The sequence below is a fragment of the Hominisplanchenecus murintestinalis genome (genome assembly GCF_943193015.1).
In the GTDB taxonomy this organism is placed as follows: domain Bacteria; phylum Bacillota; class Clostridia; order Lachnospirales; family Lachnospiraceae; genus Hominisplanchenecus_A; species Hominisplanchenecus_A murintestinalis.
In genome coordinates, this window is record NZ_CALPCM010000018.1 from 33,500 (window position 1) to 59,767 (window position 26,268).

Consider the following 26,268-nt stretch of genomic DNA (forward strand, 5'->3'; position numbering starts at 1 on the left):
GCGTATTTGATTCGTTAAAAGCCAGCCGTTACGCTCAAATCCCGCGGAAGAAGAAGGAAAATTCCATTGGTTCCCCTGCATCCAGCAGAAATTCCGGATGTGTCCTGGAGCCCCAGCTGTCGTCGCCTCCGACTCCCATCTGGGCTTTTGCCACCCGTACCGTAGTGTAGTGCACCGGAGGCAGTTCATACACATGTCTTGCATTTTCCAGCTCATGCGGCGTATACGGCAGAGCGGAAAAATTCAATTCTTCTCCCCAGAACCTAAGCCCTCTCCCTTTATAATCTGTCACTTCCGCCCAGCGTACTCCCTGTTTATTCCCGCACTCCTGGGGTACCAGGTATTTTGCCAGATTATCTTTTACCTGATTTTTGTAAACACCAAGTTTCGCCCCCTGCATACGGTCAGCATACGTTTCTTGCGGACCATATCCATACCATTTCACATGTTCATAATCTGCGTTTAACCGGAACATCATACCGAATTCCGGCATATCCCCCAGTTCCCTGACTGGTGCATAGGAAAGCTTCACCTGAACCGTCCCATCGCCAAACACACGGTAAGCCACAAAGCATTCTGCTTCTGGCGTAACGGGCATCCCATACCGGAAGGTTACGGTAACGCTGTCCTCTGCTTCTTCCACCCGGGGTTCGCTTTGTGCCGGCTTTCCGAACGGCTTATGGGTCAGATACATACTGGCAATCTTCCACTGGGCATATCTCTGAGGCATCATGTTCCCTTTATCATTATCTGTAGGCGCCCGCCAGAAGTTTGGCATTGGAATCGTTTCCAGCAGTTCTTTTCCCCCATAGCGGTAGGACACCATCCCTCCGCTCAAATTCGAAAACAGGGCGCTAAAGTTCTCTCCCTGCACTCCGGTATTCCATTCCCCATGAATCACACGGATTTTCCCTCCATGAGTTTCTTCCGAACCTTCCACACGGTAAATCATCTGCCCAAACGCTATTTCATGACCTGCCTCTGCCCAAAGCGTACTTTCCTTCAGCGCAAAGGAAACGGTCACGGCATATTCTCCCGGCGCTGTCCTCCGCTTCACCGGCAAAGGATATGCCTTTTCCGCAAGAGGCGCCACATCTGTTTCCAGCACTGTTTTTTCTATCTGCCTCCCTTCCCGCTCTACAAGCACTGTGCAGCTATATTCTGATGTACGGGTAAACAGATTTTTGTTCCGTATATGAACCATATCGCCTTCAAAGCGCACATCAATTCCCTGGTAATTATATTTTACGGACGGCATTTTCGGAGACTCCTCCCGTTCTCCTCCGTAAACAATACCATTTCCGCTGAATGTATAGTCTGTGGGGCGCTCCCCAAAATCACCGCCATATGCCTGGAACACTTCTCCATAGCGGTTCTTTTTCCGAATCGACTGGTCGATATAATCCCAGATAAAACCGCCCTGGTAAGACATATCCGTATCGGCCAGTTCCGTGTATTTATTCATTGCCCCGCAGGAATTTCCCATGGCATGGGAATATTCGCAGCTTATGAAAGGCTTGCTCCTGTCCTTTGCCAAAAACTCTTTAATCGCTTCCACCGAAGAATACATCTGGCTTTCCATATCGCTCGAATCCCGGTACCGCCTGTCATGGAAAATCCCCTCATAATGAACCAGGCGGGTATCATCCAATCTGCGGAATTGTTCTGCCATATGCCAGATCACGCTTCCGCCGAAAGACTCATTTCCGCACGACCAAATCAGAATCGATGGGTGGTTTTTGTCTCTCTGGTAGCAGGAATTTACCCTGTCCAGCATCATAGCTTCCCATTCTGCCCTGTCTCCCGGAAGCACATCCTCTATTTCTCCTTTGCCGCGCTCAATCGGCTCCCAGCTTCCGTGGGATTCCATATTATTTTCTGCGATTAGATACAGGCCATACACATCACACAGCTCATAAAGCTCTGAACTGTTCGGATAATGGGAGGTGCGTACCGCATTGATGTTATTCCGCTTCATAGTCAGGATGTCCTGGAGAAGTTCTTCCTTTGAGACAACACGCCCTGTCTTTGAACTGAACTCATGACGGTTTACCCCTTTAAATACAATCCTTTTTCCATTCAGGCACATAATGCCGTCCTTGATTTCAAACTTTCGGAATCCTACGTTCTGAGAGATACATTCTGTCAGATTTCCTGCCCCATCCCATACTTCTATCCTCAACTCATACAAGTTTGGCTTCTCTGCGCTCCACAGCCTGGGGGCAGACACCTGATAGCAGAATGTATTATGTTCCTCCAGGCTCTCTGTCCGTGAAAATATCTCTCCCTCACTCCCTAAAAGCGTCAGCTTTGCCGAAGCTTTGCCTGAAAGCACAGCTTCTATGCAGATTTCCAGCTCTGCATCACGATACCCCTCATCAAACAATGTGCGGATGCGCATATCTGCTATATGTATTTGAGGCACGGCATAAAGGTATACGCTCCTATGCAGCCCCGAAAACCGATAAAAATCCTGATCTTCACACCAGCTTGAGGACGTCCACTTAAATACCCGGACTGCCAATTTATTCTCTCCCTCTCGTACATAAGGGGTGATTTCAAAATCCGACGGTGCAAAACTATCCTCACTGTACCCTGCAAATGAGCCGTTCATCCAGACAGCCAGTCCGCTCTCCGCTCCCTGAAAAGACAGGTATAGCCGTTTGCCCTGCATGTGCCCGGGGATTGTAAAATATTTCACATAACTGGCGATGGGGTTAAACCTTTCCGGAATTTCCCCCGGCGAAACCTCTTCCCTGCCATCCCAGGGATACTGGACATTGACATATTGAGGAATATCCCACCCCTCCATCTGAATGCTTGCCGGAACGCGGATATCTCCCCAACTTCTACAGTCATATTCCGGCTGTTCGAAGCCCGGTACTGTCTGTGCGTAATTCCCTGCATATGCAAATTTCCATAAGCCGTCCAGAGAATACCGGAAACTGCTGTTTCTCTCCTCATATTCCTCCCATGAAGCATACGCCACATGGTCTGAATGCATGGGGCACCTTCCATCTGCAAAATATTCCGGGTCTTTTACTTTTCCATAGTCAAACACCTTCACTTCTTTTTCCTCCTTTGCCGCTCACAGGGAGTCTTTTTTCAAACACAATGTACTCCTTTACTCTTCTGCCGTCAATCCAATTTTGCCCGCCCCGCAGGAATCCACTCCAGCATCCGGCATTCGGCGTCAATTTTCGGTATCAGCCGGGAAGTCTGCACCACTTCCACCATAATATCAACCTGAAATTTATCCGCCCCTTTCCATTGCTCTGGTATATGTACGCATTCAAAAATCGGAATCTGCTGACCTGCCGATACCGGATCTTTAAAATAATAATATCCGTCCTGCGGATTATAATTCCACGAGGGCATCTGCTCCAGATGTTCCAAAATCTCACGCCCTTTCTTTTTGGAAAGCCCTTCTACCGAAACCTTCGCCCGGATATATGCCTGTTTTGAATCATCTGACATACACACCACCGGATTACAGCTGATGGCCTGCCCCGGCCTGGCATCCTCAACGACAAGCTGCCAGCCTTCTTCGTCTTCTGCGCCTGCTTCCCCTGCTTCCATAAGCATCGCTGATACATCTCCAACCGTCACTACCGACACCGGGGAATTCCCCTGCACCCGCAGAAACAGCATACCGTCCACCCAAAACGCTGCCAAAATCATAAACAGCCCCGCTATCCTGAAAAATTTCCGTTCCTTCATTTTAATCCCTCCGCATAAAACAATGCCGCCTCTGCACTTTTTGTGAAACAGCATGTCCTTTCTGTAAACCAATAGCAGCAACAGCCTTACAGGCTGTTGCTACTATTTTATGCGGTATTACTGAGGGATATTCGTTACAATTCTTTTACATTACCATCTGTTCCATTCACAGTAACGTTACATCCTTTCCGGTGCGGAAAATCCAAGAGTGTCAGTACAAAGCTCCAGCACGTCTTTCGTTAATGCCAGAAGCTGAATCCAGGATGCCTTCTGCTCCTCATTTTCTTCAGAAAGAATTTTCGTTTCATGATAAAAATGGTTAAATTCATTCGCCAAATCATAAATATACGCGCATATCTTATGCGGCGCAAGCTCGTCAAACGCATTTTGCATAACGCTGTTAAACCTGGACAGCACCAGCATCAGCGCCTTTTCACTGCTGCCTGACGGCTTTCTGATTTCATGCGTCCCCAAGCTGCCGCCGCCCGCCCGGTATTTATTCAGTATCGATTTGATACGAACAATTGTATACAAAATATATGGGCCTGTATTTCCCTCAAAAGAAGTGAATCTCTCCACGTCAAACACATAGTCTTTGGACGCCTGATTTGACAAATCTCCATATTTGATAGCCGCCAGGCCTACGATCTTCGCCGTCTCCCTGGCCTCTTCTGCATCAATCTCATGATTATCCGTAATTTTTCTGAACATCTCTTCGTTAATATCCTGAATCAGGCTTTCCAGACGCATCACGCCGCCCTCGCGGGTCTTAAAGGGCTTTCCGTCTTTTCCGTTCATCGTTCCAAAGCCCAAAAACTCCAGCTCCGTGCCCTCTTCCACAAGCTTCGTCTTTCTCGCGCAGCGGAATACCTGTATAAAATGCATCTCCTGACGCTTGTCTACCACATAGATCATTTTATCCGGGTGGTAGTTTTTCATGCGGTCAATAATCGTCGCCAGGTCTGTCGTTGTATACAGGGATGCGCCGTCTGATTTCAGTATCATACAGGGCGGCACTTCTTTTGTATCGCTCTCTTCTTTTACATCCACTACCCATGCGCCCTCATCCAGACGGGAATATCCTGCATTCTTCATATATTCTGCCATTTCGGGAATATATGGCTGGGCGTCTGACTCTCCCTTCCATAAATCAAACGAAACGCTCAGACGTTCATAATTCTTCTTCAAATCCGTGACTGACACCTGCAGGATATGGTGCAAAACCGCCTGGTAACCTCTATGTCCATGCTGCAGCAGATAAGTTGCCTGCATGGCTTCCTCTTTATATGCCTCGTCCTCTTTTGAACGTGCGCTGGCCGTCGGATAGATTTCCTCAAGCTCCCCAATGGTAAACGGCGGCTCTGCCGGGTATTCTCCCTCGTATGCCTCGTCAAAATACACCAGCTCCGGCTTGCGGACTTTCAGCTCTGTAATAATCAGCCCCATCTGGAGTCCCCAGTCCCCCAGGTGCACGTCTCCCAAAACTTCATGTCCCATCAGGCGCCCCATGCGCTTAATGCTCTCGCCGATAATCGCTGATCTCAGATGTCCGACATGCAGCGGTTTTGCCACGTTTGGCCCGCCGTAATCTATCATAATCTTCCGGGGCTCTGCTGTTTTTTCAATAGAAAGATTTTCATCTTCCTGCATCTTCTGCAGATAATCTGCCAAAAAACCTGCTTCCAGTTTCAAATTGATAAAGCCGGGATTTACTGCTGATACCTCTGAAAACACCTTGCTCTCTGTCAATTTTTCCACAACGTCATTCGCAATCACAATGGGGGCTTTCTTGTATGCCTTCGCAGCTGCCATCGCTCCATTGCACTGATATTCACACAAATCCGGGCGGTTTGACAGGGATACCTTTGCATAAGACGCATCATAACCTGCCGCCTTGAAAGCCTGTACCATTTCCCCGGTGATAAAGTCCAGAATCTTCTTCATCTTGCTATCCTCTTTCTATTCCAAATCATTTTGTCATATTCCAGTCCTTATCATAGCAAGTATTTCCGTGATTTTCAATGGTTACTTTTGAATTTCAATCCTGCTTCCGGCGCAGTTCTATCTGATATGCCAGATATTCCCCCATCTCCACAGGCATGGGTACTCCTGCTTCCATCAGCGCATTTCCATGATAACACTTCCCGGCAGCAAGGTCTTCATAAAGCGCCGACGCCTCCAGCCCTTTGAGCTTCACATAGTTTACCGTCATATTCCCGTGAATTTCAAACATCACCACATTGACCAGAGCACGTTCCATATCTTCCGAAACAAACATCCATGCTCCGTAAGCATCTTCAAACGGATTTGACAGACGATACTACTTTCCTTCCTGCGCGATTTTTACATTAAGGAGGCGTTCTCTTTTATTGAACAGAATTTCCAAAATCCTATTTCTGTAGAAGATATCGCAGCCTCCTGCGGTCTAAATCGCAGCTATTTTGGCAAAATTTTTCATGAAGATATAGGGAAATCCCCGCAAGAATTTCTAATCTCTTACCGCATGACAAAGGCCGCTGAACTTCTAAAGCTCACCAGCCTGTCTATCGCGGATATCGGAAATGCAGTCGGGTATCCTAACCAGCTCCACTTTTCCCGCGCGTTCAAAAATGTGTACGGAATACCGCCAAGACAATGGCGGTATGAACATAGCGGCGGAAATATGCTGTCATAATTCCGCCGTACAAATACATCCTTTTAAATCTGAAAAGCGGGGGCATTTGTCTGCCCCCGCCGCATCTTTATCTCTTTCGCTGAATAGTTCCTACTGTGTTACTTCTTCATAAGTATCCAAGTCAGCCGGAAGCTCTACTGTCACTTCCTGTCCCGGATTGTTGACTGTCATATCTGCATCGATAGACGCTTTCACCTCCTGGCCTTCCATGCTCATGGTCATATCCATCTTGACCTTCTGTGACAGCATATTGAAGTCTTTGTCCACAGTCAAAGTACCGCTCATATTATCCAGGCCTAAATCCATGCCTTCTGCCCCGCCTGTCACGCCAGACATTGTGCTTCCCATAAGGGAATTTACAAAATCTGCCATTTTGTCAGCATCGGCTACATACGTGATGACATAGTTTCCGCCCTCTTCTTTCATTTCCAGAGACTTATAGATATCTGCCTGTATCTCCATCAAACCGTTGCTTGACTCAAGAGTTTTTTTCAGTTCCTCCAGGTTCATCGCCACCTTTGACTTCGTACCCATAGCGTCTGTATAATAATATCCATCGGTGTAATAGGTATTCGTACTCATATCCTGGCCCAGAAGATTCATCTTCATTTCCATAGCCATCTTCATATCTTCCGTATTGATTCCCGTCTCTTTGGCGCTTATATCTACATCAAAGTCCATGCTCTGTCCGGCTATCTCCATATTCATAGCCATCTTCCCGCTCATATCAACATCTGTCATGGCCTGCTGCTTTGCGCTTGCCTTTTCCAAAACTTCCTCTGCTGTCACTTTGCTCCCACATGCCGTCAGGCAAATCATTGCTGCCACAAGCAGCATCGCTGTCAAAATTCTCTTTTTCATGTCTTTTCCCTTTCTTTTATAAAATATCTTCTGATTCTCCAGTCTCTTCCTCCTGTGCCGCAGCGATTTCATACTGCTGAAGGATAATTCCCTGGATTTTTTCCCTAGTGCCGGAGCTTATGGGATGTGCAATATCACGGTATTTGCCATCAGATGCCTTACGGCTCGGCATAGCGATAAACAAACCCTTCTCACCCTCGATGACTTTAATATCATGCACTACAAACTCATCATCAATCGTGATTGAAACAACTGCTTTCATTTTTCCTTCTTTTGCAACTTTGCGCACTCTCACATCCGTAATTTTCATACCCTGTGCCCCTTTCAACCTCTTGCCGGCTGTCCCTTCCCTGACACAGCCATCATTTCCTCTATACCATTTTCCAAACCGGATTACAGTACATACCTCTCGTTTTTCTCCAGGACAATTTTAATGCCGTCCTCCCCAACATAATGGGAATTTGCCCGGATTGTGTCGCGGCTCTCAACAATGCAATTCTCAATATACGTATTATCGCCAAGATGTACGTCATTCAAAATAATTGAATTCTTAATCACACAATTTTCACCTACAAAAACCGTCTTAAACAGTACGGAATTTTCCACGCGCCCATTGATAATACATCCGCTGGAAACCAGGCTGTTCTTTACTTCTGCGCCCGGATTGTATTTTGCCGGAGGCAGATCGTCAACCTTGGAATATACATCCGGATGCTGACGGAAGAAGTAATCCCGCACCTCCGGTTTCAGGAAATCCATATTTGTCTGGTAATAAGACTCCACTGTAGCGATATTGCTCCAGTAATCCTGAATCTTATATCCGTATATCCTTTTCAGATTCTTATAGCGGATTAAAATATCCCTTACGAAATCATAACGCTCTTCCTGCGCACAGCGTTCCACCAGCTCAATAAGCTGTCTTCTTCGGATTACATAAATACCGGTAGAAATCGTATTAGAAGTAGAAACCATCGGCTTCTCGTCAAATTCCTCAATCCTGCTGTCCTCGTTCATCTTCACAAGTCCAAAGCGGGTCATGTCTTCCGTCGGGGGCATCTCCTTACATACAACAGTAATATCCGCCTTTTTCTGAATATGATATTCCAGAACTTTATTATAATCCAGCTTATATACACAATCACCGGATGCGATAATAACATATGGTTCATGGCATCTCTTCAGGAAATCCAGGTTCTGGTAAAGCGCATCCGCTGTTCCCCTGTACCATGCGCTGTTGTCCGTAGTGATTGTAGGAGTGAACACAAACAGACCGCCCTGCTTTCTTCCGAAATTCCACCATTTTGAAGAATTTAGGTGCTCATGTAAAGAACGGGAATTGTACTGCGTCAGCACTGCCACCTTCTGAACAGACGCATTGCTCATGCTGCTGAGTGAAAAGTCGATGGCGCGGTAGCTGCCTCCAACCGGCATTGCCGAAATTGCGCGCTTATGTGAAAGTTCTTTCATGCGATGGCTGTTTCCACCAGCTAAAATTATTCCTACTGCTCTCATAGTACCTCACCTGCCTTATTTAATGTCTCGCCGCTTTCCAGGATGCCGCCGGGATAATCTTCTGCCGTGGTCTTACCGGAAACCGCCGTATTCTTTCCAATCTTTACACCGTCAGGAATCACCGTATTCTCTCCAATTGTCACCAGTCCAAAGGAATATACGTGCGGCTTCTCCTTGTTAGGTACATTTTCTCCTTCACCGAGCACTACCCCTTTTCCAATCTCGGTATTTTCCGCGACAATCGCCCGGTTCATGACCACATTCTCACCAATATGCACGCCGCGCATGATAATAGAATCACGCACTACCGCACCTTTCCCTACCGTAACGCCGGCGCCGATGACAGAATTGTGAACTTCACCATAAATCTCGCTTCCGTCCCCAATGATACATTTGTCAATAACCGCGTCTTCTGCTACATACTGCGGAGGGATAATCTCATTATTCGTGTAAACTTTCCAGAACTCTTCATACAGGTTAAACTCCGGAATAATATCAATCAGCTCCATATTTGCTTCCCAGTAAGAGCCGAGGGTTCCCACATCTTTCCAGTAACCATTATACTCATAAGCTACCAGCTTTTCGCCCTTTTCATGGCAATATGGGATAATATGTTTACCAAAGTCGCAGTTACTCTGGTCTTTCAGCGTAACTAACGCTTCTTTCAGAGCTTTCCATGAGAAAATGTAGATTCCCATAGACGCCAGGTTGCTCTTCGGATGCTCCGGCTTTTCCTGGAATTCTGTAATCCGGTTATTGTCGTCTGTCACCACGACGCCAAACCTGCTTGCCTCTTCCATCGGTACCGGCATAACCGCGATACTCACATCCGCGTTATTCGCTTTGTGGAACTCCAGCATCACTTCGTATGCCATCTTGTAAATATGGTCGCCTGAGAGAATCAGGACGTACTCAGGATTGTAAAGCTCCATAAAATCCAGATTCTGGTAAATGGCGTTTGCCGTACCCGTATACCAGTCGCTGTTCGAGCTTTTTTCATATGGAGGAAGAATCGAAACCCCCCCCACATTCTTGTCCAAATCCCACGGAATACCGATTCCAATATGTGTATTCAGCCTCAATGGCTGGTACTGGGTCAATACACCCACGGTATCTACTCCTGAGTTTATACAGTTGCTCAGCGGAAAATCAATAATACGGTACTTGCCGCCAAACGCTACAGCTGGTTTTGCCACTTTTGAAGTGAGCACACCAAGTCGGCTGCCTTGTCCGCCTGCCAGCAGCATAGCAATCATTTCTTTTTTAATCACGCTATCACCTCTTGTTGTAATTTTTTGTTAGTCCACATTATACCACGTTTCTTTTCAGTTGTGAACATATTTTACAATTTTTTTCACTCCACTCATCCTGTTTTTATTATTTTTACCAAAATCATTCACGTCAAATCCCCCGTTCCGTCTTCTTTTTGTGTATTTTTTTCTTTTTTCGCTATATCCCCAGTATATTATTGTGTATTTTTTCTATTTTTATTCTCTCCTCTATGCTTTTTGCCTAATTAGACGCCTGCGATAAATAAAGAACCGCTGCGTCTTATTCACAAATCTATGCCCTGCCGGACAAATTTATTAGTGGATATCCGCATGTGGATATTGTGGATACTGTGGATAACTTTGTGCATGACTTCTTCCCGGAACCCGCAGAATGCTTTCAAATACAAGAAAAAGCAGAAAAAACAAAAATTATGCCGAAAACTTATGTAAACAAAGATGTCCACAAAAAAATCCACATGTCCTCACACAAAAAATGTGCATAAACATGTGGATACTGTGGATAACTCCTATCTCTGTCTGCTGCTACTGCCCCAGCAGATGTTCCCCTATCTTTACTACATCCCCGGCGCCCATAGTAATCACTACATCCCCGGCGCCGCAATGCTCCAGCAAATGGTTTTCAATGGCATCAAAGGATGTAAAATACCGGGCATTACCGCCCCTGGCATTGATTCTCTTCATCAAATCACCTGAGCTGATCCCCAGGTTATCTGTCTCCCGCGCCGCATAAATATCTGCCAGAACCACCTCGTCTGTACTACAGAGTGCGTCGGCAAAATCCTCCATCAACGCTTTCGTGCGCGTATAGGTATGAGGCTGAAATACACACCAGAGAGTTTTGTGCGGGCAGTTCTGCGCCGCTTCAAGAGTCGCGCGTATCTCTGTCGGATGATGGGCATAATCGTCGATAATCGTAACTCCGCCGATTTCTCCCTTTTTCTCAAAGCGTCTGTCCGTACCGGAAAATCCCTGAAGCCCTCTCTGTATTGTTTCCGCCGAAATGCCCAGCACATCCGCCAGCGCCGCTGCCGCCAGCGCATTGGAGATATTGTGCTTACCCGGAACTTTGAGACAGATACGCCCCAGAAGCGCGCCTTGTTTTACCAAATGAAACGAGCCATGTCCCTGTCCATCATAAGAAATATTTTCCGCCGTATATTCTCCATTTTCTCCATAAGTAATCACCCTGCACGGAAGCCCGTCCGTAATCTCATGAAGTTTTTCAATTTCACTGCTGATAATCAATATACCGTCTTCCGGAAGCCGCTGCGCAAACAAACGAAAAGAATTCCGGATATCCTCCAAATCTTTAAAAAAATCCAGATGATCTGCATCAATATTTAAAATCAGGCTGATTCGGGGATAGAAGTGCAGAAAGCTGTTCGTATACTCACACGCCTCTGTTATAAATGTTTCGTGTCCTCCCACACGAATATTTCCGCAGATTGCTTTCAGAATACCTCCCACTGAAATCGTGGGATCCATATCTGCCTCCAGCAAAATATGCGACGCCATAGAGGTCACGGTAGTTTTCCCGTGCGTGCCGGAAACGGCAATCGGCGTCCTGTAATTCCTCATAAGCTGCCCCAAAAGCTCTGCGCGGCTCATCATAGGAATCCCTCTTACCGCTGCTTCTGCATACTCCGGATTATCCGGATGCACGGCAGCCGTATAAACCACCAAATCCGTGCCGTCCTTAATATTCGACGCCCTCTGCCCATAATAGATGACAGCCCCTTCCTTTTCCAGCCCCACTGTCAGAGCCGACTCTTTTGCATCCGAACCGGAAATGTGAAACTGCTGCTTTAGCAGGATGGATGCCAGCCCGCTCATACTAATCCCCCCAATCCCGATAAAATGAACATGGATGGGCTTTGAAAAATCTATCTGATACATGTTGAACGCTCCTTTAAACAAAATTTCTTTCATTATATCACACCCCGCGCACATTTTCACACAAAATTTCGCGGAAGTTGCCGTTCTCTTTTTTCCGAAGTTATGCTATACTCTTGTTACGGCTTATGATTGGCCGGATTTCCCCTCCGCGGGCGGTTCGGCTCTTTGACAGACAGAAAGAAGCAGGTGGATATTTTGGGCAATATTACTTTACATACGCACATCGACTCCGGCATGACATGCGTGCCGAATGATTTTATAGACAGCTATCTCCCACGGGCAAACGGAGAATACGTGAAACTATACCTCTATCTTCTCCGTACCGTATCCTTTGAAAAAGAAGTTTCCCTGGAGGCTGTTGCGGAAGATTTAGAGTATACAGAAAAGGATATCCGGCGGGCGCTTTCCTATTGGGAAAAAGAAGGCCTTCTGTATCTGGATTTCGATGCGGACGGTTCCCTGAGCGGAATCTGCTTTGATGGTTTTGGAAAAAAGGCAGATGCACCCGTACATGCGGCAGAAGCAGCCGCTACACAGGAATCTCCGAAAAAAGCCATACTTTCTGCTGATAGGATTGCCGCCCTGTCTGCACAGAAAGATATCGAGGAGCTTTTATTTATTGCCGCACAATATATTGGCAAGCCTTTAAGCCCTTCAGAAATTTCCAACATTCTGTATTTCTATGATGAACTGCATTTTTCTAAAGATTTAATTGAGTACCTGATTGAGTACTGTGTATCAAAAGGCAGCAAAAGCCGCCACTACATGGAAAAAGTGGCCTTTGAATGGGCAAAAGAGGGCATCCATACCGTTCATGAAGCAAAGCAGAGCACAAACCTCTATAACCGGAATTATTACAAAATCCTTAATGCTTTTGGTATCAAAGGGCGCGGTCCTGCAAAACCTGAAACGGAATACATGGATTGCTGGCTGAATACTTACCATTTTACGCTTGAGATTATTTTGGAGGCATGCGCACGCACCATTGCCCAGACACAGCGGCCGAACTTCCAATATGCCGACAAAATCCTATCGGAATGGCATAAATCCAACGTCCATCACCTCTCCGATATCAAGGCTCTGGATGCCGCGCACCTAAAGAAGCAAAAAGCAGAAAAGCCCAAAACGGCTCCTGCAAATAAATTTAACAATTTCCATCAGAGAGATTACGACTTTGAACAGCTCGAAAAACAGCTGCTAAACACTTAAATTCCAAAAGGAGGTGCCGCCGTGGCATTAAAAAATACCCAATACGACACAATTATGCGGGAATACCACCGCCGGCAGCTAACAAATAAACGTCGTCAGGATGAATGCACTGCCGAGGCTTATACCGCAGTACCGGAACTTTCCGAGATTGACAGCTTAATTGCCTCTCTCAGCGTAGAACACGCAAAAAAGCTGTTGAACGGGGATAATTTTGCACTGGAGGATTTAAAGGAACAGATTGCCGCCCTGGGCGACAGGCGCAGGGCGCTTCTAACCGGACACGGCTTTCCCGCCGACTATCTGGAAATGCACTATTCCTGTGCGGATTGTCAAGATACCGGATTCCATGGGACAGAAAAATGCCGGTGCTTCCGCCAGGCAGTCATTGACCTTCTTTATACCCAGTCCAATATCCGCGAAATTCTGCTGGAAGAAAATTTTGAAAACTTTTCTTTTGATTATTATTCCGAAAAAATCATCAACCCTGCCACCGGGCTGTCGGCTCTCGCCACTATGCAAAAACTTGTGGCAGAATGCCATGAATTTATCCGCTGTTTCGACGAAACTCCGGATAACTTTTTCCTTTACGGAGATACAGGCGTAGGAAAAACATTCCTCACCCATTGCATCTCGAAAGATCTGCTCGAAAGCGCCCACTCCGTCATCTATTTTTCTGCCTTTGAGCTATTTGATTTATTTTCAAAAACTACGTTCGGAAGAGGTGACGACATCGCCGAGCTGCAGCAGATGCACGCCTATATTTTCGACTGTGACTTACTGATTATCGACGATTTGGGCACGGAACTTACAAACTCTTTCGTATCCTCACAGCTTTTTCTGTGTATCAATGAACGCCTGATACGGAAGAAATCCACCATTATATCTACCAACATGCCCATCGATATTTTCCGTGACGCTTACTCAGAGCGGGTATTTTCCCGCATTTCCAGCAATTACCGGATGCGGAAACTTATTGGCGACGATATCCGTATTATGAAAAAGCTGCGGCCTCAGATTAAAACAAAACCTTGACCAAACAGAATCTTGTGGTAAACTATAAGGGTATTTTGAGGCGGTGTCCGCAGAAACCGGACCTGACGAGTTTTTATGAAATTATGGAGGATTATGTATGAAAATAACAGAAGAACGCATGCTGGAAACCATTCCAGTGGGACCTTTGGGGATCGTCCCTTTGGAGAGCTGCCGGGAACTTGGTGAAAAAGTGGACAAATATCTGGCCACCTGGAGACGTGAGCGCGAAAATGCCCACAAAACCACCCTCGCTTTTGAAGGGTATCAGAGAGATTCGTATATCTTAGATACCGCAGTGCCGCGTTTCGGTTCTGGAGAGGCAAAAGGTATTGTGAATGAATCCGTCCGGGGCGACGATGTTTTCATTTTAGTAGATGTATGCAATTACTCCATGACATATTCACTCTGCGGACATGAGAATCATATGTCCCCAGACGACCATTTCCAGGATTTGAAACGAATCATTGCTGCGCTGGGCGGAAAAGCCAGAAGAATTTCCGTCATCATGCCATTTTTATATGAAAGCCGACAGCACAAACGCACCGGACGCGAGTCTCTGGACTGCGCCCTGGCGCTTCAGGAACTCGTACATATGGGTGTAGACAATATCATCACGTTTGACGCCCATGACCCACGTGTGCAAAACGCTATCCCGCTGAAAGGTTTTGATACCGTACAACCTGTCTATCAGTTTATCAAAGGACTGTTCCGCGCTGTCCCAAACCTTCACATCGGCAAAGACTCTACCATGATTATCAGCCCGGATGAAGGGGGCATGGGACGTGCCGTATACATGGCTAACGTACTGGGCGTAGACATGGGTATGTTCTACAAACGCCGTGACTATGCGACAATCGTAAATGGGACAAACCCGATCGTTGCCCATGAATTCCTCGGCTCTGATGTCGAAGGCAAAGATGTGATTATCGTAGATGATATGATTTCCTCCGGCGGAAGCGTGCTGGAAGTAGCTTCCGAGCTGAAAAAACGTAAAGCCGGACGTATCTTTATGTGTGCAACTTTTGGTCTTTTTACCAACGGAATGGAAAAATTTGACAAGGCTTACGAGGAAGGGCTGCTTGATTATGTGCTGACTACAAACCTGATTTACCAGACGCCGGAGCTGCTTAAGAAGCCTTATTACATTAACTGCGACATGAGCAAATATCTGGCTTATATCATCGATACGTTAAACCATGATGCTTCCCTGAGCACCCTGCTCAATCCGCTGGATAGAATTCATAAATTCCTGGCTTCCCATAACAAGCCTCTCTAAAATAAGAAATATTCAAAGGCTGTTGTAGAATACAAGAATCCCGCAGGATATGATACTATGTGTACCTTATCCTGCGGGAACCGTTTGTTTTACAACAGCTCATTTTATATCACTTTTATAAAATTTAGACGTTCGCCAGAGCCTGTTCCAAATCGGCAATGATGTCCTGGACATTTTCGATTCCCACAGAGAAACGAATCATTCCCGGGGAAACCCCCGCCTCCACCAGCTGCCGGTCGTTCATCTGCCTGTGCGTGTGACTCGCCGGATGAAGCACGCTGGTACGGGCATCCGCCACATGGGTGACAATCGCCGCCAATTTCAGGCTGTCCATAAAACGCACGGCGCCGTCGCGCCCGCCCGCCACCTCAAATGAGATAACGCCACATGTTCCGTTCGGCATGTATTTCTGTGCCAGCTCATGGTATTTATCCCCCGGGAGTCCCGCATAACTTACCTGGGTCACTTTTTCATGCGCGCTCAAAAACTCTGCGACCTTCTGCGCATTGTAACAATGACGCTCTACACGCAGCGGCAGCGTCTCCAGCCCCACGTTCAGCAGGAAACAGTTCTGGGGGGACGGAATCGACCCCAAATCCCTCATCAGCTGAACGGTTGCTTTTGTAATATAAGCTGCTTTCCCAAATCGCTCCGTATACACAACGCCGTGATAAGACTCATCCGGCTGCGTCAGTCCATGATATTTGTCACCATATGCTGTCCAATCAAAGTTTCCACTGTCAACAATGGCTCCGCCCACCTGCATCGCGTGGCCGTCCATATATTTCGTGGTGGAGTGCGTCACAATATCTGCCCCCCACTCAAAAGGCCGGCAGTTCACCGGAGTTGCAAAGGTATTGTCCACAATCAGCGGCACTTGATGATCATGTGCCAGTTTCGCGAATTTCTCAATATCCAGCACTACAAGCGCGGGGTTTGCAATTGTTTCCGCAAAGACTGCTTTCGTATTTGGACGGAAAGCTTTTGCAATCTCCTCCTCCGGGGCATCCACATCCACAAACGTGCAGTCAATCCCCAGCTTCTTCATAGTAACCCCAAACAGGTTAAACGTACCGCCATAAATCGCCGAACCGCAGACAATATGATCGCCTGCTTCACAAATGTTAAACACGGCATAGAAATTTGCCGCCTGCCCGGATGAGGTGAGCATAGCCGCCACGCCTCCCTCCAAATCCGCAATCTTTGCCGCTACTGCATCATTTGTAGGGTTTTGGAGCCTGGTGTAAAAATATCCGTTCTCCTCCAAATCAAACAGTTTTCCCATCTCGTCCGTAGTATTATATTTGAATGTAGTACTCTGATAGATCGGAAGCACACGCGGCTCCCCTTTCTTTGGCTTCCAGCCGGATTGGATGCATTTTGTCTCGATTCTGTACTCGCTCATCGTTTTCTCCTCTTTCCTTATTTGCTTTCTTTCGTGTTGGCGTACTAGCTTCACTGCTTTATGAAAAAAGAACCGTGCTGAAATAGCGCTCTCCCGTATCCGGCAATATCGTAACAACTGTTTTTCCCGGTCCAAGTTTTTTCGCCAGCTTTAGAGCCGCCGCCACATTCGAACCGCTCGAAATCCCACAGAGCAGCCCTTCCTCTCTGGCAAGCCTTTTCGACACTTCCAAAGCTTCTTCATCCGTTACCACACAGATATCCTCATAAATTCCCATATTCAGGTTATCGGGAATCAGCCCGTCTCCAATCCCCATCTGCAGATGGGTTCCGATGCTTCCTCCCGAAAGAATCGCTGCGTGTTCCGGCTCTACTGCCCAGATTGTGATATCCGGATACTGATTTTTCAGCACTTCCCCAATTCCTGACAGCGTGCCGCCTGTTCCCACTCCGGAACAAAAGCCGTGAACCGGACCTTCCACCTGCTCCAAAATCTCCACTGCCGTATGATACTTATGTACCAGCGGATTGTTAGGATTCGAGAACTGCTGAGGCACAAAAACTCTGGAATCTTCTTTTTCCATGCGAAGCGCCGTTTCCAGACACTCATCAATACATTTCCCGATATCTCCGGCGTCATGGATCAGTATCACTTCCGCCCCATACTGCTGCACCAGCTTCCTGCGCTCCTCACTGACAGAATCCGGCATAATAATTCTGACTGCATAGCCTTTCACCGCCCCTACCAATGCGATTCCGATTCCCTGGTTACCGCTTGTCGGCTCCACAATGATGGAATCCTCTTTTAGCTTTCCTGCTTTCTCTGCCTCTCTGAGCATGTTATAAGCAGTTCTGGTTTTAATGGAACCGCCTATATTCACTCCTTCATATTTTACCAGGATTTCTGCTGAATCCTGCCCTGTTATCTTGTTTAACCGGATTATCGGCGTGTGGCCAATTGCCTCCAGTACATTATTATAAATCACCTTATTTATCCTCCTGTACTGCTATTTGCTCTTTATTATAATACAAATTCCGGTAAAAACAAAGTGGTTTTGAGAACTTTGCACCGTCCCCCTCTTTCTTACTTTATTGTACGCATACCTGCTTTTTTCAATTTTTTCATAAATGCCTGTCTTTGTTTCTTCTTCATCTTCACTGCCAAAACTTTCACCTTCTTCGCAGTTCCCTTAAATGCCTGCTTACCCAGCTTCGGCGCCTTCTTGCCCTTGAAGTTAATTTTGCTCAGTTTCTTACAGCCATAAAATGCCTGCTTTCCTATGGTTGTGACGTTTGCCCCGATTACCGCGCTCTTCAGATTCCTACAGTTTCTGAATGCTTTGGCCTGAATCCCTGTCACTTTGCACTTTACGCCATTAACCGTGACCTCTGGGGTCATCTTCAAAGTCTTTAAGGATTTACTCTTGCTGCCGCTTAAGGCTGCTTTCGCCGGAGACGTACTAAGTATAACATATTTCAGTGCTCCCACAGAATATTCTTTTCCCTTCTCCAAAGCCGGCGTCGGTTTCACCGGAATATCTACCGGCGGTTTTGCTTCTGCCAATTTCAGTCCATCCACCGCTTTCTTCAGGTTATCCAAAGCTATTTTAATCTCCTGAGGCGTAGCATCCGTTTTCTTTAAGACGGCATTCGCTTCTGCCAGCGCTACTTCTACCTTCTTCCATGTATCAGCCGTATACTTATCCTTTGGCAGCTTAGCTATAGCATCTGTCTGCCGGTTCAGTTCTTCCTTGGCCTCTGAAGAAACAACACGAACCTTAATGCTCTGCATGATATTGGCATTCTCCGCAGATGCTGCCGTAATCACTGCTTCCCCTGCACTTTTCATGGTGACAAGCCCTTTACCATCTACAGATGCCACCGACGGGTTGCTGCTGCTCCAGCTTACCTCAGACTGTGCCGCCGTCGAAGGTTCCACACACGTGGAGAGCTGCAGCGTTTCACCACACTCAAACTCCTTCTTATCCGCTCCTAAAATTTCAATCTCCTGAATCGTACCCGGATACTTTTTCGTCGTGTACTCTTTTGTAAACTCATAAAGCCCCTGCTTCACAGCTGCCATATCAGAAAGCATATCCTTCTTTCCTTTTTCTGTGAGCCACTTCGCCTGACGCCCCCAGCTATCTGTTGGCGCCATAGTGCTGTACTCATAATCACCAATTTCATCACCGCTCACATTTTCCAAAATCTTATCTGCCTTCGCTGCCAGTTCCGGATACTCTTCCCGCATCATATAAAGCTTATTTATATCCCGCACGCCTTCATTCAGCTTCGCCAGACGTATAGAAAATTTACTTTCCTTCACTTCAGCATCCTTTTCTGACGGATAAACCAGAAAACAGTCGCCAGCCGGGAAAGACCAGTGCGTAGACTCCTCCAGCGGATCCTCTACCCATGCATCATATGCCCAGCGCAGAAAGCCTGTGGTATTCAGGGAACCCGCATACATAATCGTCCAGTAGCTCTCCACCGGATTAGATTTTGTAAAGCTATTAGGCACATGCTCCGTCGCCGTATACAGCGTCAGCTCCTTACCATTGTCCCTTCTCTCTATAATCTGCTGTTTGAATCCTTCCAGGTGATCACGAATCTGCTGTAATCCTACCGAAGCAGAGTCCAGACGGTCAAATACTGCCTTATTACTCTGGAAATCATTAAAAGCTGCTGACTTCTTCAAAACATTTCCATCTTTATTTTGAACAGAATCAATCAGATTAAGGGCGGTTGCCATACCTGTCCGCTCGTCAAACCCTATATAAGTCCTGTCGAACCAGCCCTTCTCATCCAAATGTCTTACAAAATCCTCCATGAATGGCTGCCACACCTCCGCATACTGCACTGCGTTGCCAGGCTGTGCCCTCATTTGCATCATCGTCCCGGAAGCTTCATCCGTGTATTTCACAACGTTATCCCAAGGCATCATGCTGTAACAGATAATTTTATCTGCAATCCCTATCTCCAGATTCAATTCCACCCATTTATCAAAATGTGTATAATCAAATCTCCAGCTTCCGTCTGTATTCTTAATCCACTTAATCATCGATGGATAATGGATATCGTTCCCTCCGCCATAGGTCTGTCCATCCCACGCCTCTTCCACAATACTTGCTGTAATAGCATGTCCGCCAAGGCTTTTGTACAACTCCATATGCTGTCTCAAAAGTTCCAGATGTTCATCCGAGAATGGTTCTACTTCATAATAATATGCCACATTATATGGATGGCTCCAATATTCCACATCAAATAAATAGTCCTGCGGATCAGGAAGTACTGCATTCTGCACTTCCACTGCGTAATCCAGTTCCACCGTCTCCTCTGTATTTTCGGCAGAAATGGTAATCTTTCCCTTGTAGACTCCAGCCGGTGTATTCTCCGGAACAGAAGTCTCCACCCATACGAGCTGAATCCTTTCGCTGTCCACGTCAACCGGGTCACCGGAATAGATTACTTCCGGAAAATACTCTCTGTCGCCAGTTGGCGGTCTCATTGCCTTGTTTTGTGCATACCATCCCGCATGCCCCGTATATGCCTTTACCTCCCTCACGAAAGAAAGCTCTACCTGCGAAGCAGGGATTGATGCTGAAACACTCTGAAGATCCGTTACGCTTACAGAAACATTCTCCAGATTTTTCCCTTTGCTCAGGACTGCGATTTCAGAAACTGCCCTATCGTTTTTCCATGCCCATTCCTGCCTGGAGCGTTCCTTTTCACCTGTCCGAAGCCTTTCGTAAGCCTTCTGCTGATACTGGTCTCCACTGTCTACAAACATAGCGTCCAAGTCATCCTTCTGCTCCAGAACGGTAAGCCTGACACTCTTTGAAAATTTACCGCTCTCTGAAGAAACCGTAATTTCCGTCTCCCCTACGCCTTTCGCCGTAATCACTGCCTGCTCATCAATCTCTGCCACCGAAGTATCCCCGGATACAAATACCAGATCATCCGGCCTCTGCGCGCCCTCAGGCTGAAACTGGTATGTAAGCTTCACCGACTCTCCCTTTCTTATATTGTAAGAATCTTGGTCAAGCACAATCCCCGTCGCAGTTCCAACCGGAACTGTAATAACCGCCTTCGTCACCTCAATATGGGTGTTTGCAGCATTAGTTACAGCATTATTCCGCCCTCCCGTGGCTACTACCTTCAATATATGCTCTTTATCTTCCAGTCCGTCTACTCTCCAAAGTTCCACATCTTCTGATGTCCTTTGGGCTGCATAGCTGTCAAAACTCCCTTTCTCCTCATCATCCACAAAAACCTTTACACTCGCTCCGTGTGCAGGCGCTTTGTATCCGTATAGAACTGCTCCTATACCCACAAACTTGACAGTATAGTAAATGTCTGAAGCCGCAGCTCCATTAGCTATCTGCGTATCTACCGGTTCACTCGTAAAGTATTCATTTATTTGCCCCGTCCTCCATTTAGACGAAGGGTAATATGCAAATACATCTGTCTCTCCTGTCACGTCACGTGACATAATCGTGTACTCTCTGATGCCTTCCGCACAAACCCTCTTCTCTGAAAACGGAAACGCCGCAATGCACACCGCCACCGCCAACAGCACGCTCATAATCGTTTTAAATATTCTCTTTTCTCCTTTCATATTTTCCCTCCTCGTATAATAAGTTTATAGCCAATCAAAACAGGCTATGGACTTATTCTTTTTTGTGATATAGATGAAGGATAATTCAGAAGGAGAATCTTCCCCATATCCTATCCCATCTATACTGTCAACAGTTACTTTGATAATCCTTTCTTAATGATATAGGTGAAGGCAATCAGGAGGATTCCCCTCCCACCCTTTCATCACCTGTACAACCCAGTTTCATAATTGTTTATCCTGTGGTATGATATCAGGCAGAGTCTGATGTCCGAAGGCACTGCTGTTCCTCCTTTCAGCCGGCTTAGTCCGAGACTGCTTCGATAGCATTCAGCCTGGCACATACGGCATATTCCGCTGACACAGAATTTTCATCCCCAGCCGTTAGCCCCAGCAAGAAAGGCTGACTGGGTGCATGCTCATTGCGCGAGGTTTCGGTCACCGTATGCAGCACAGGATAACCCTTTTGCTTCAGGCTTCACAAATCCCGATCAGAACGGAGGTGATATCATGTTAAAGATCAACTATATGTCCACCTTGTTTGTAGGTATTGATGTAAGCTCAAAGACCAATGCTGTCTATGCGATGGACTTTGAGGAAAACAAATACATCTCATCATCGTTTGGCAATAATCAGCCGGGTGCCGATCAGCTTGTGGATATGATTGCGGAGTGTATGCAGAAGCATCAAAACCTGGATACCCTTCTTATCGTGTTGGAATCCACTTCTGTGTACAGCGTGCATATTTCCAACTTCCTGTCGACCAGCGAGGTTCTCATGCCCTACAGACCTTACGTCTTCTGTGTAAACCCAAAGACCACTTCCAATTACCGAAAGTCCTATATCGGAATGGAGAAGACTGATCCCACAGATGCATATCTCATTGCAGACTTTGGCAGGGTAGGCCGCACGAAAAAACTGGAGCCATGGCACGGCGGGCAGTTCATAGCCCTGAAACGCCTTACAAGGCACCGTATGCACCTTTCTGAGTGCATCACCAGGGAGAAGACTTATATGGTGTCTAATCTTTATCTGAAGTTTAGTGAGCTTCAGCTCCTTGAAGGTGATGATAAGCCTTTTGGCAGTCTCTATGGTGCCACGTCCTCAGCTGTCCTGACAGAATTTCTGTCACCACAGGAGATCATTGATATGCCGGAAGAGGATCTGCTTGCTTTTCTTGCGGAAAAGAGCAGGAACCGCATCTCTGACATATCCAAAACTTCCGAACTTCTGCGGAAGGCAGCCAGGGATTCCTACCGGTTAGACAAGTGCATGTACGAACCACTGAACATATCACTGGCAAGCTCGTTTAACTGCATCCATGCCTATCAGAAAGAAATCAGGCTGATAGAGCAGGCGATTGGGAAATGCATCAACGGAATGAACCCTAATGCCCTGATCATCCTCAGGTCCATACCTGGAATAGGTCCAGTATGGGCATCCGGGATCCTGTCAGAAATAGGCGATATAACAGCATTTCATTCGTCCGATGCCCTTGCCAAATATGCCGGGCTTTACTGGCCTAAAGGTGATTCCGGAGATTTCACTTCTGAGGACAACAACATGTCGAAAGCCGGAAATCCCTATCTTCGCTACTATCTTGGCGAAGCGGCAAACAGCGTCAGGAAGCACATCCCTCAATATGCTGATTTTTATGCCAGAAAATATGCTGAGGTAACCAGACATCAGCACAAAAGAGCACTCGCGCTTACATCTCGTAAATTTGTACGACTCGTTTTTGGATTGCTGGTCAAAAACCAACTGTACACCGGCGAAAAGCTGGACACCGAATATAATATCGAGTCGAACTGACCTTCGGTTTTTCGTAAAATATACCGAAGGTCTGTTAAAGTTACCCTTTTTTCTGAAAAACATATCAAAATCTTTTTCAAAAAGTTCTTGACATATCACCAGAATGCTATGTGTTTTCTTCACTCGTTTAATACATTATATTGTGTTTTTCTAAGATAAGCAACCCCTTATTAGGCTGATTATAGTATTTATTTAAAGAAAACAGACAGCAACACTCTCCTCGATAAATTATACTTTGAAAATTTAGAGGATAAACTTCAGGATAAAGTCAGATTACAATGCCAGGGAATCCAGAAAAGCTTCACATCCTTCCAAAATGTCATTGTAAGTGACATCAAAATCCCCTGTATACCAAGGGTCTGCAATATCTCTTGGGCTATCTGAAAAATCCAGAAGACGGTGGATTTTCCCTTCTGTATCATCTCCCGCAATACGGCGCATATTACGAATATTCCAGCCATCCATGCCCAAAAGATAATCGTATTTTTCATAATCTGACTGCCGCATCCGGACTGCACGATGATTGCCACATGAAATCCCCATCTCTTTCAGCTTCCTGCGGGTTCCATAATGAACCCCGTTTCCAATTTCCTCCGTGCTGGTCGCTGCTGAGAAAATGTAAAACTGATTGGCAATCCCACGTTTTTCTACCATATCTTTTAAAACATATTCTGCCATGGGTGAACGGCAGATATTGCCGTGGCAGACGAATAATATTTTTATCATGTTGCTAAAACCTCCGTAAATGCTTGATTTTGCTGTATTTTCAAGGGTTTCGGTATTTTATGTGGCACACCGCTTTTATCTGATTTTCCATGATTTGACATGATTTGCCACATATCTTTATGGTCATTCTCTGTAAAAATCTCTGTAAAACAACCTTTATTTTCTGAATTTACAGGACAGCTTTTTCAAGGCTTTGAACCTCTTTTTTGACATTATCGAAATCTACATGAGTGTATGTATTCAAAGTGACGCTAATATCTGAATGCCCCATTAAATACTGTAAATGCTTTGGGTTCATGCCACTTGATGCACAATGAGAACAATATGTATGTCTGCATACATGGGGCGTAATCTTCGGCATTTGCACTTTATAGACTTTATTATATTTTTCTACAATATGCTGAAAATATTTCTCCCAATGCAAGGCAACCATAGGCATCTCATTCTTATCCAGATACAAAAATCCAACCTTACCGCCAACCATAGGCTCTACTTTTGGTTTCCTGCGGTTCTGAATAATGCGCCTGAAACACTCACAAACTTCTTCCTGCATAGGTATAACCCTGTTTCCTGCTTCTGCTTTCGGCGGCTCTATGATATACTGCATCTGGCTTGTTCTCTGTAATTGATGGTCTATGTTGATTGTCTTTTCCTTTAAGTCAATATCCTTTATCGTCAATCCTACAAATTCAGAGATACGCATTCCTGTATAAAACAGTATATAAATGCCGTCATAGTATTTGCAGAAATGCTTGTCATTCCTGACAAATTCTAAAAACTTTCTTTTCTCGTCATGCGTAATTGCATCTCTGGTAACACTGTCATTTACAATAACCGATACCAATTCAAATTGAAATGGATTCTTTCTCAACAAATCATCATCCACCGCCATCTGAAAAGCCGGTCTTAGCACCCCTCTTATCGTATGAATTGAACTGTAGCTTCTGCCGTCCTGATCCTGCAATTTAATCAGCCATTCTTTCGCATCTGACAATTTCACTTTATCAATTCTTTTCGCTCCAAATTCTTCCTTTTCAAGAATATTTGTAACCGTCTTATATCCTGCTCGTGTAGATTCCCTTACCCCTTTCTTTTGCAGAATGTATTTCTTTGTCAGTGCCAATACCGTAAGCTGACCGCCATAGGGTACAATTCCATCATCAATATTTCTTTGTACCTCACGCTCTTTTTCTCTGAGCGACTTGCATTTTCTCTTTCCCTGTGGTAATGGATCACCCGGCTCTAGCTTCCAACTGTATAAACATTTTGCCTTTCCGTTCAAATCAACATAATCATACTGATACAACCCATCTTTACGCTGACATTCTCCGTTTCTTAAAACCCTTCCTTTCTTATCCCTTCTTTTTTCAATCATTACTGTTATCTGCTCCTTTCGTATGAAGAAGCCCTAGTGCAGTATTATCATACCACACCAAGGGCTGTTTTTCCATTGATATTTGCCTTTATTCCATGTCTATATTGATGTGGTCTGGTTTAAAAAATCCTCAAACATTTTACGCTTTATCATAGTCCGTCCACCATTTTGAACTACGAATTTATAATCAGAATCTACATATTCATTTGCTATCCTGTGCATCTTATTTTCACCAAGGTTGAAATATAATGATGCTTCTTTAATTGTCAGTAAGAATCTTTCTTAAATTGGTACTACACTATAAATATCTTTTTCTTTCAAGCAATACATATCTCCTTTATTCATCTATTGTTATTCTAGGAAGATTCTATATGCTAAACCGCACCAGAATCCCCCTAAAAGCTTAAATATTGTTGGGGTTATCTTTTATGCAGTTTCGCCACATATTGCCGAATATGACGCTGATATAAGCTGTATTCCCTTTAAATAATTCTCATATGCTTCATGTACCCTGATAATGATTTCTTCTGCCTTATCAGAATCATTCTGCAAATAAACATCGTTATAATTACATTGCTCCAAGATACCCTTTGCTACTCTTTGATAATGCCCATCTTTATCTAATGCCTTTGCCTGTGCAAGTAAATCTTTCACGTCTAATAACAATGGTATCTGGTCTAACTGTTCCTTGTTGCTGCATTCCCTCAGCAGATTGCTTTTCCAATATCTCTTGTTCTTTCCTTTATGATATGGAATCATATTTTTTAGTTGGTTTCCGTTTTTAATCGTAAGCGCTTAATTTTCAGCCGTTGCTAAAGTAAAAATGCCCCAGTTATTTTCGGCAACTGAAGCACATTGATAATT

Annotated in this window: 20 protein-coding genes and 1 pseudogene; 5 read left to right on the forward strand and 16 right to left on the reverse strand. The window is 45.6% G+C overall.

Annotation, left to right across the window (positions count from 1 at the left end; all coding sequences use genetic code 11):
* Nucleotides 1–34 precede the first annotated feature (34 nt).
* From lacZ to NFR99_RS08270, 4 genes are all read right to left on the reverse strand, one after another.
* Nucleotides 35–3,067, reverse strand: a complete 3,033-nt coding sequence (gene lacZ / locus NFR99_RS08255; RefSeq protein ID WP_251353398.1) for a beta-galactosidase, LacZ type — start codon at nt 3,065–3,067, stop codon at nt 35–37.
* A gap of 71 nt (nt 3,068–3,138) precedes the next feature.
* On the reverse strand, nt 3,139–3,720 hold the full coding sequence (locus tag NFR99_RS08260) for a hypothetical protein (RefSeq protein WP_120484755.1): 582 nt from the start codon (nt 3,718–3,720) through the stop codon (nt 3,139–3,141).
* Between the two features lie 177 nt (nt 3,721–3,897).
* Nucleotides 3,898–5,664 (reverse strand): arginine--tRNA ligase, encoded by a 1,767-nt coding sequence (gene argS / locus NFR99_RS08265; RefSeq protein WP_135975706.1) that lies wholly within the window; start codon nt 5,662–5,664, stop codon nt 3,898–3,900.
* Between the two features lie 94 nt (nt 5,665–5,758).
* Nucleotides 5,759–5,998 (reverse strand): GH36 C-terminal domain-containing protein, encoded by a 240-nt coding sequence (locus tag NFR99_RS08270; RefSeq protein ID WP_120484753.1) that lies wholly within the window; start codon nt 5,996–5,998, stop codon nt 5,759–5,761.
* A gap of 54 nt (nt 5,999–6,052) precedes the next feature.
* Here NFR99_RS08270 and NFR99_RS08275 point away from each other — a divergent pair.
* Nucleotides 6,053–6,394, forward strand: a pseudogene (locus NFR99_RS08275) (helix-turn-helix transcriptional regulator); the annotation flags it as partial.
* 90 nt (nt 6,395–6,484) lie between these two features.
* Here NFR99_RS08275 and NFR99_RS08280 read toward each other — a convergent pair.
* The 5 genes from NFR99_RS08280 to murC form a co-directional block, all read right to left on the reverse strand.
* Nucleotides 6,485–7,255, reverse strand: coding sequence for a DUF6612 family protein (locus tag NFR99_RS08280; RefSeq protein WP_120484752.1), 771 nt, complete (start codon nt 7,253–7,255; stop codon nt 6,485–6,487).
* A 16-nt stretch (nt 7,256–7,271) separates the two neighbouring features.
* On the reverse strand, nt 7,272–7,565 hold the full coding sequence (spoVG, locus tag NFR99_RS08285) for a septation regulator SpoVG (protein ID WP_120484751.1): 294 nt from the start codon (nt 7,563–7,565) through the stop codon (nt 7,272–7,274).
* Between the two features lie 83 nt (nt 7,566–7,648).
* Nucleotides 7,649–8,767 carry a glucose-1-phosphate adenylyltransferase subunit GlgD gene (gene glgD / locus NFR99_RS08290; protein ID WP_251353399.1) on the reverse strand — a complete coding sequence of 373 codons (1,119 nt, stop codon included), beginning with the start codon at nt 8,765–8,767 and terminating at the stop codon, nt 7,649–7,651.
* Nucleotides 8,764–10,038 carry a glucose-1-phosphate adenylyltransferase gene (locus NFR99_RS08295; protein ID WP_120484749.1) on the reverse strand — a complete coding sequence of 425 codons (1,275 nt, stop codon included), beginning with the start codon at nt 10,036–10,038 and terminating at the stop codon, nt 8,764–8,766. The genes glgD and NFR99_RS08295 overlap by 4 nt, the downstream gene beginning before the upstream one ends.
* A gap of 543 nt (nt 10,039–10,581) precedes the next feature.
* The gene (murC, locus tag NFR99_RS08300; RefSeq protein WP_251353400.1) at nt 10,582–11,955 is read right to left on the reverse strand and encodes a UDP-N-acetylmuramate--L-alanine ligase; all 1,374 of its coding nucleotides are present in this window, start codon (nt 11,953–11,955) and stop codon (nt 10,582–10,584) included.
* 165 nt (nt 11,956–12,120) lie between these two features.
* On the opposite strand from murC, the gene NFR99_RS08305 reads away from it, so the two are divergent.
* The 3 genes from NFR99_RS08305 to NFR99_RS08315 all read left to right on the forward strand — a co-directional run bounded on the left by NFR99_RS08305 (nt 12,121) and on the right by NFR99_RS08315 (nt 15,472).
* Nucleotides 12,121–13,164, forward strand: coding sequence for a DnaD domain protein (locus NFR99_RS08305; RefSeq protein ID WP_251353401.1), 1,044 nt, complete (start codon nt 12,121–12,123; stop codon nt 13,162–13,164).
* A gap of 21 nt (nt 13,165–13,185) precedes the next feature.
* A complete protein-coding gene (locus NFR99_RS08310; RefSeq protein ID WP_135975708.1) occupies nt 13,186–14,196 on the forward strand; it encodes an ATP-binding protein in 1,011 nt (336 codons plus the stop codon).
* 97 nt (nt 14,197–14,293) lie between these two features.
* Nucleotides 14,294–15,472 carry a ribose-phosphate pyrophosphokinase gene (locus NFR99_RS08315; protein ID WP_135975709.1) on the forward strand — a complete coding sequence of 393 codons (1,179 nt, stop codon included), beginning with the start codon at nt 14,294–14,296 and terminating at the stop codon, nt 15,470–15,472.
* A 124-nt stretch (nt 15,473–15,596) separates the two neighbouring features.
* Here NFR99_RS08315 and NFR99_RS08320 read toward each other — a convergent pair whose 3' ends face one another.
* The 3 genes from NFR99_RS08320 to NFR99_RS08330 form a co-directional block, all read right to left on the reverse strand.
* Entirely contained in the window at nt 15,597–16,877 is a 1,281-nt protein-coding gene (locus NFR99_RS08320; RefSeq protein WP_120484745.1) for an O-acetylhomoserine aminocarboxypropyltransferase/cysteine synthase family protein, read from the reverse strand.
* 58 nt (nt 16,878–16,935) lie between these two features.
* Entirely contained in the window at nt 16,936–17,862 is a 927-nt protein-coding gene (gene cysK / locus NFR99_RS08325; RefSeq protein ID WP_120484744.1) for a cysteine synthase A, read from the reverse strand.
* Nucleotides 17,863–17,960: 98 nt separating this feature from the next.
* Nucleotides 17,961–21,494, reverse strand: coding sequence for a glycoside hydrolase domain-containing protein (locus NFR99_RS08330; protein WP_251353402.1), 3,534 nt, complete (start codon nt 21,492–21,494; stop codon nt 17,961–17,963).
* 507 nt (nt 21,495–22,001) lie between these two features.
* Here NFR99_RS08330 and NFR99_RS08335 point away from each other — a divergent pair.
* Complete coding sequence (locus NFR99_RS08335) at nt 22,002–23,303, forward strand: IS110 family RNA-guided transposase (RefSeq protein WP_120486516.1); 1,302 nt, start codon at nt 22,002–22,004, stop codon at nt 23,301–23,303.
* A 273-nt stretch (nt 23,304–23,576) separates the two neighbouring features.
* Here NFR99_RS08335 and NFR99_RS08340 read toward each other — a convergent pair whose 3' ends face one another.
* The 4 genes from NFR99_RS08340 to NFR99_RS08350 all read right to left on the reverse strand — a co-directional run bounded on the left by NFR99_RS08340 (nt 23,577) and on the right by NFR99_RS08350 (nt 26,163).
* Nucleotides 23,577–24,029: a low molecular weight protein-tyrosine-phosphatase gene (locus NFR99_RS08340; RefSeq protein WP_251353403.1), complete on the reverse strand. Its 453-nt coding sequence runs from the start codon at nt 24,027–24,029 to the stop codon at nt 23,577–23,579.
* Nucleotides 24,030–24,198: 169 nt separating this feature from the next.
* Nucleotides 24,199–25,404, reverse strand: a complete 1,206-nt coding sequence (locus NFR99_RS08345; RefSeq protein ID WP_251353404.1) for a site-specific integrase — start codon at nt 25,402–25,404, stop codon at nt 24,199–24,201.
* 99 nt (nt 25,405–25,503) lie between these two features.
* A complete protein-coding gene (locus NFR99_RS15560; protein ID WP_416388333.1) occupies nt 25,504–25,674 on the reverse strand; it encodes an excisionase in 171 nt (56 codons plus the stop codon).
* 156 nt (nt 25,675–25,830) lie between these two features.
* Nucleotides 25,831–26,163: a hypothetical protein gene (locus NFR99_RS08350; protein WP_251353405.1), complete on the reverse strand. Its 333-nt coding sequence runs from the start codon at nt 26,161–26,163 to the stop codon at nt 25,831–25,833.
* Nucleotides 26,164–26,268: the final 105 nt, after the last annotated feature.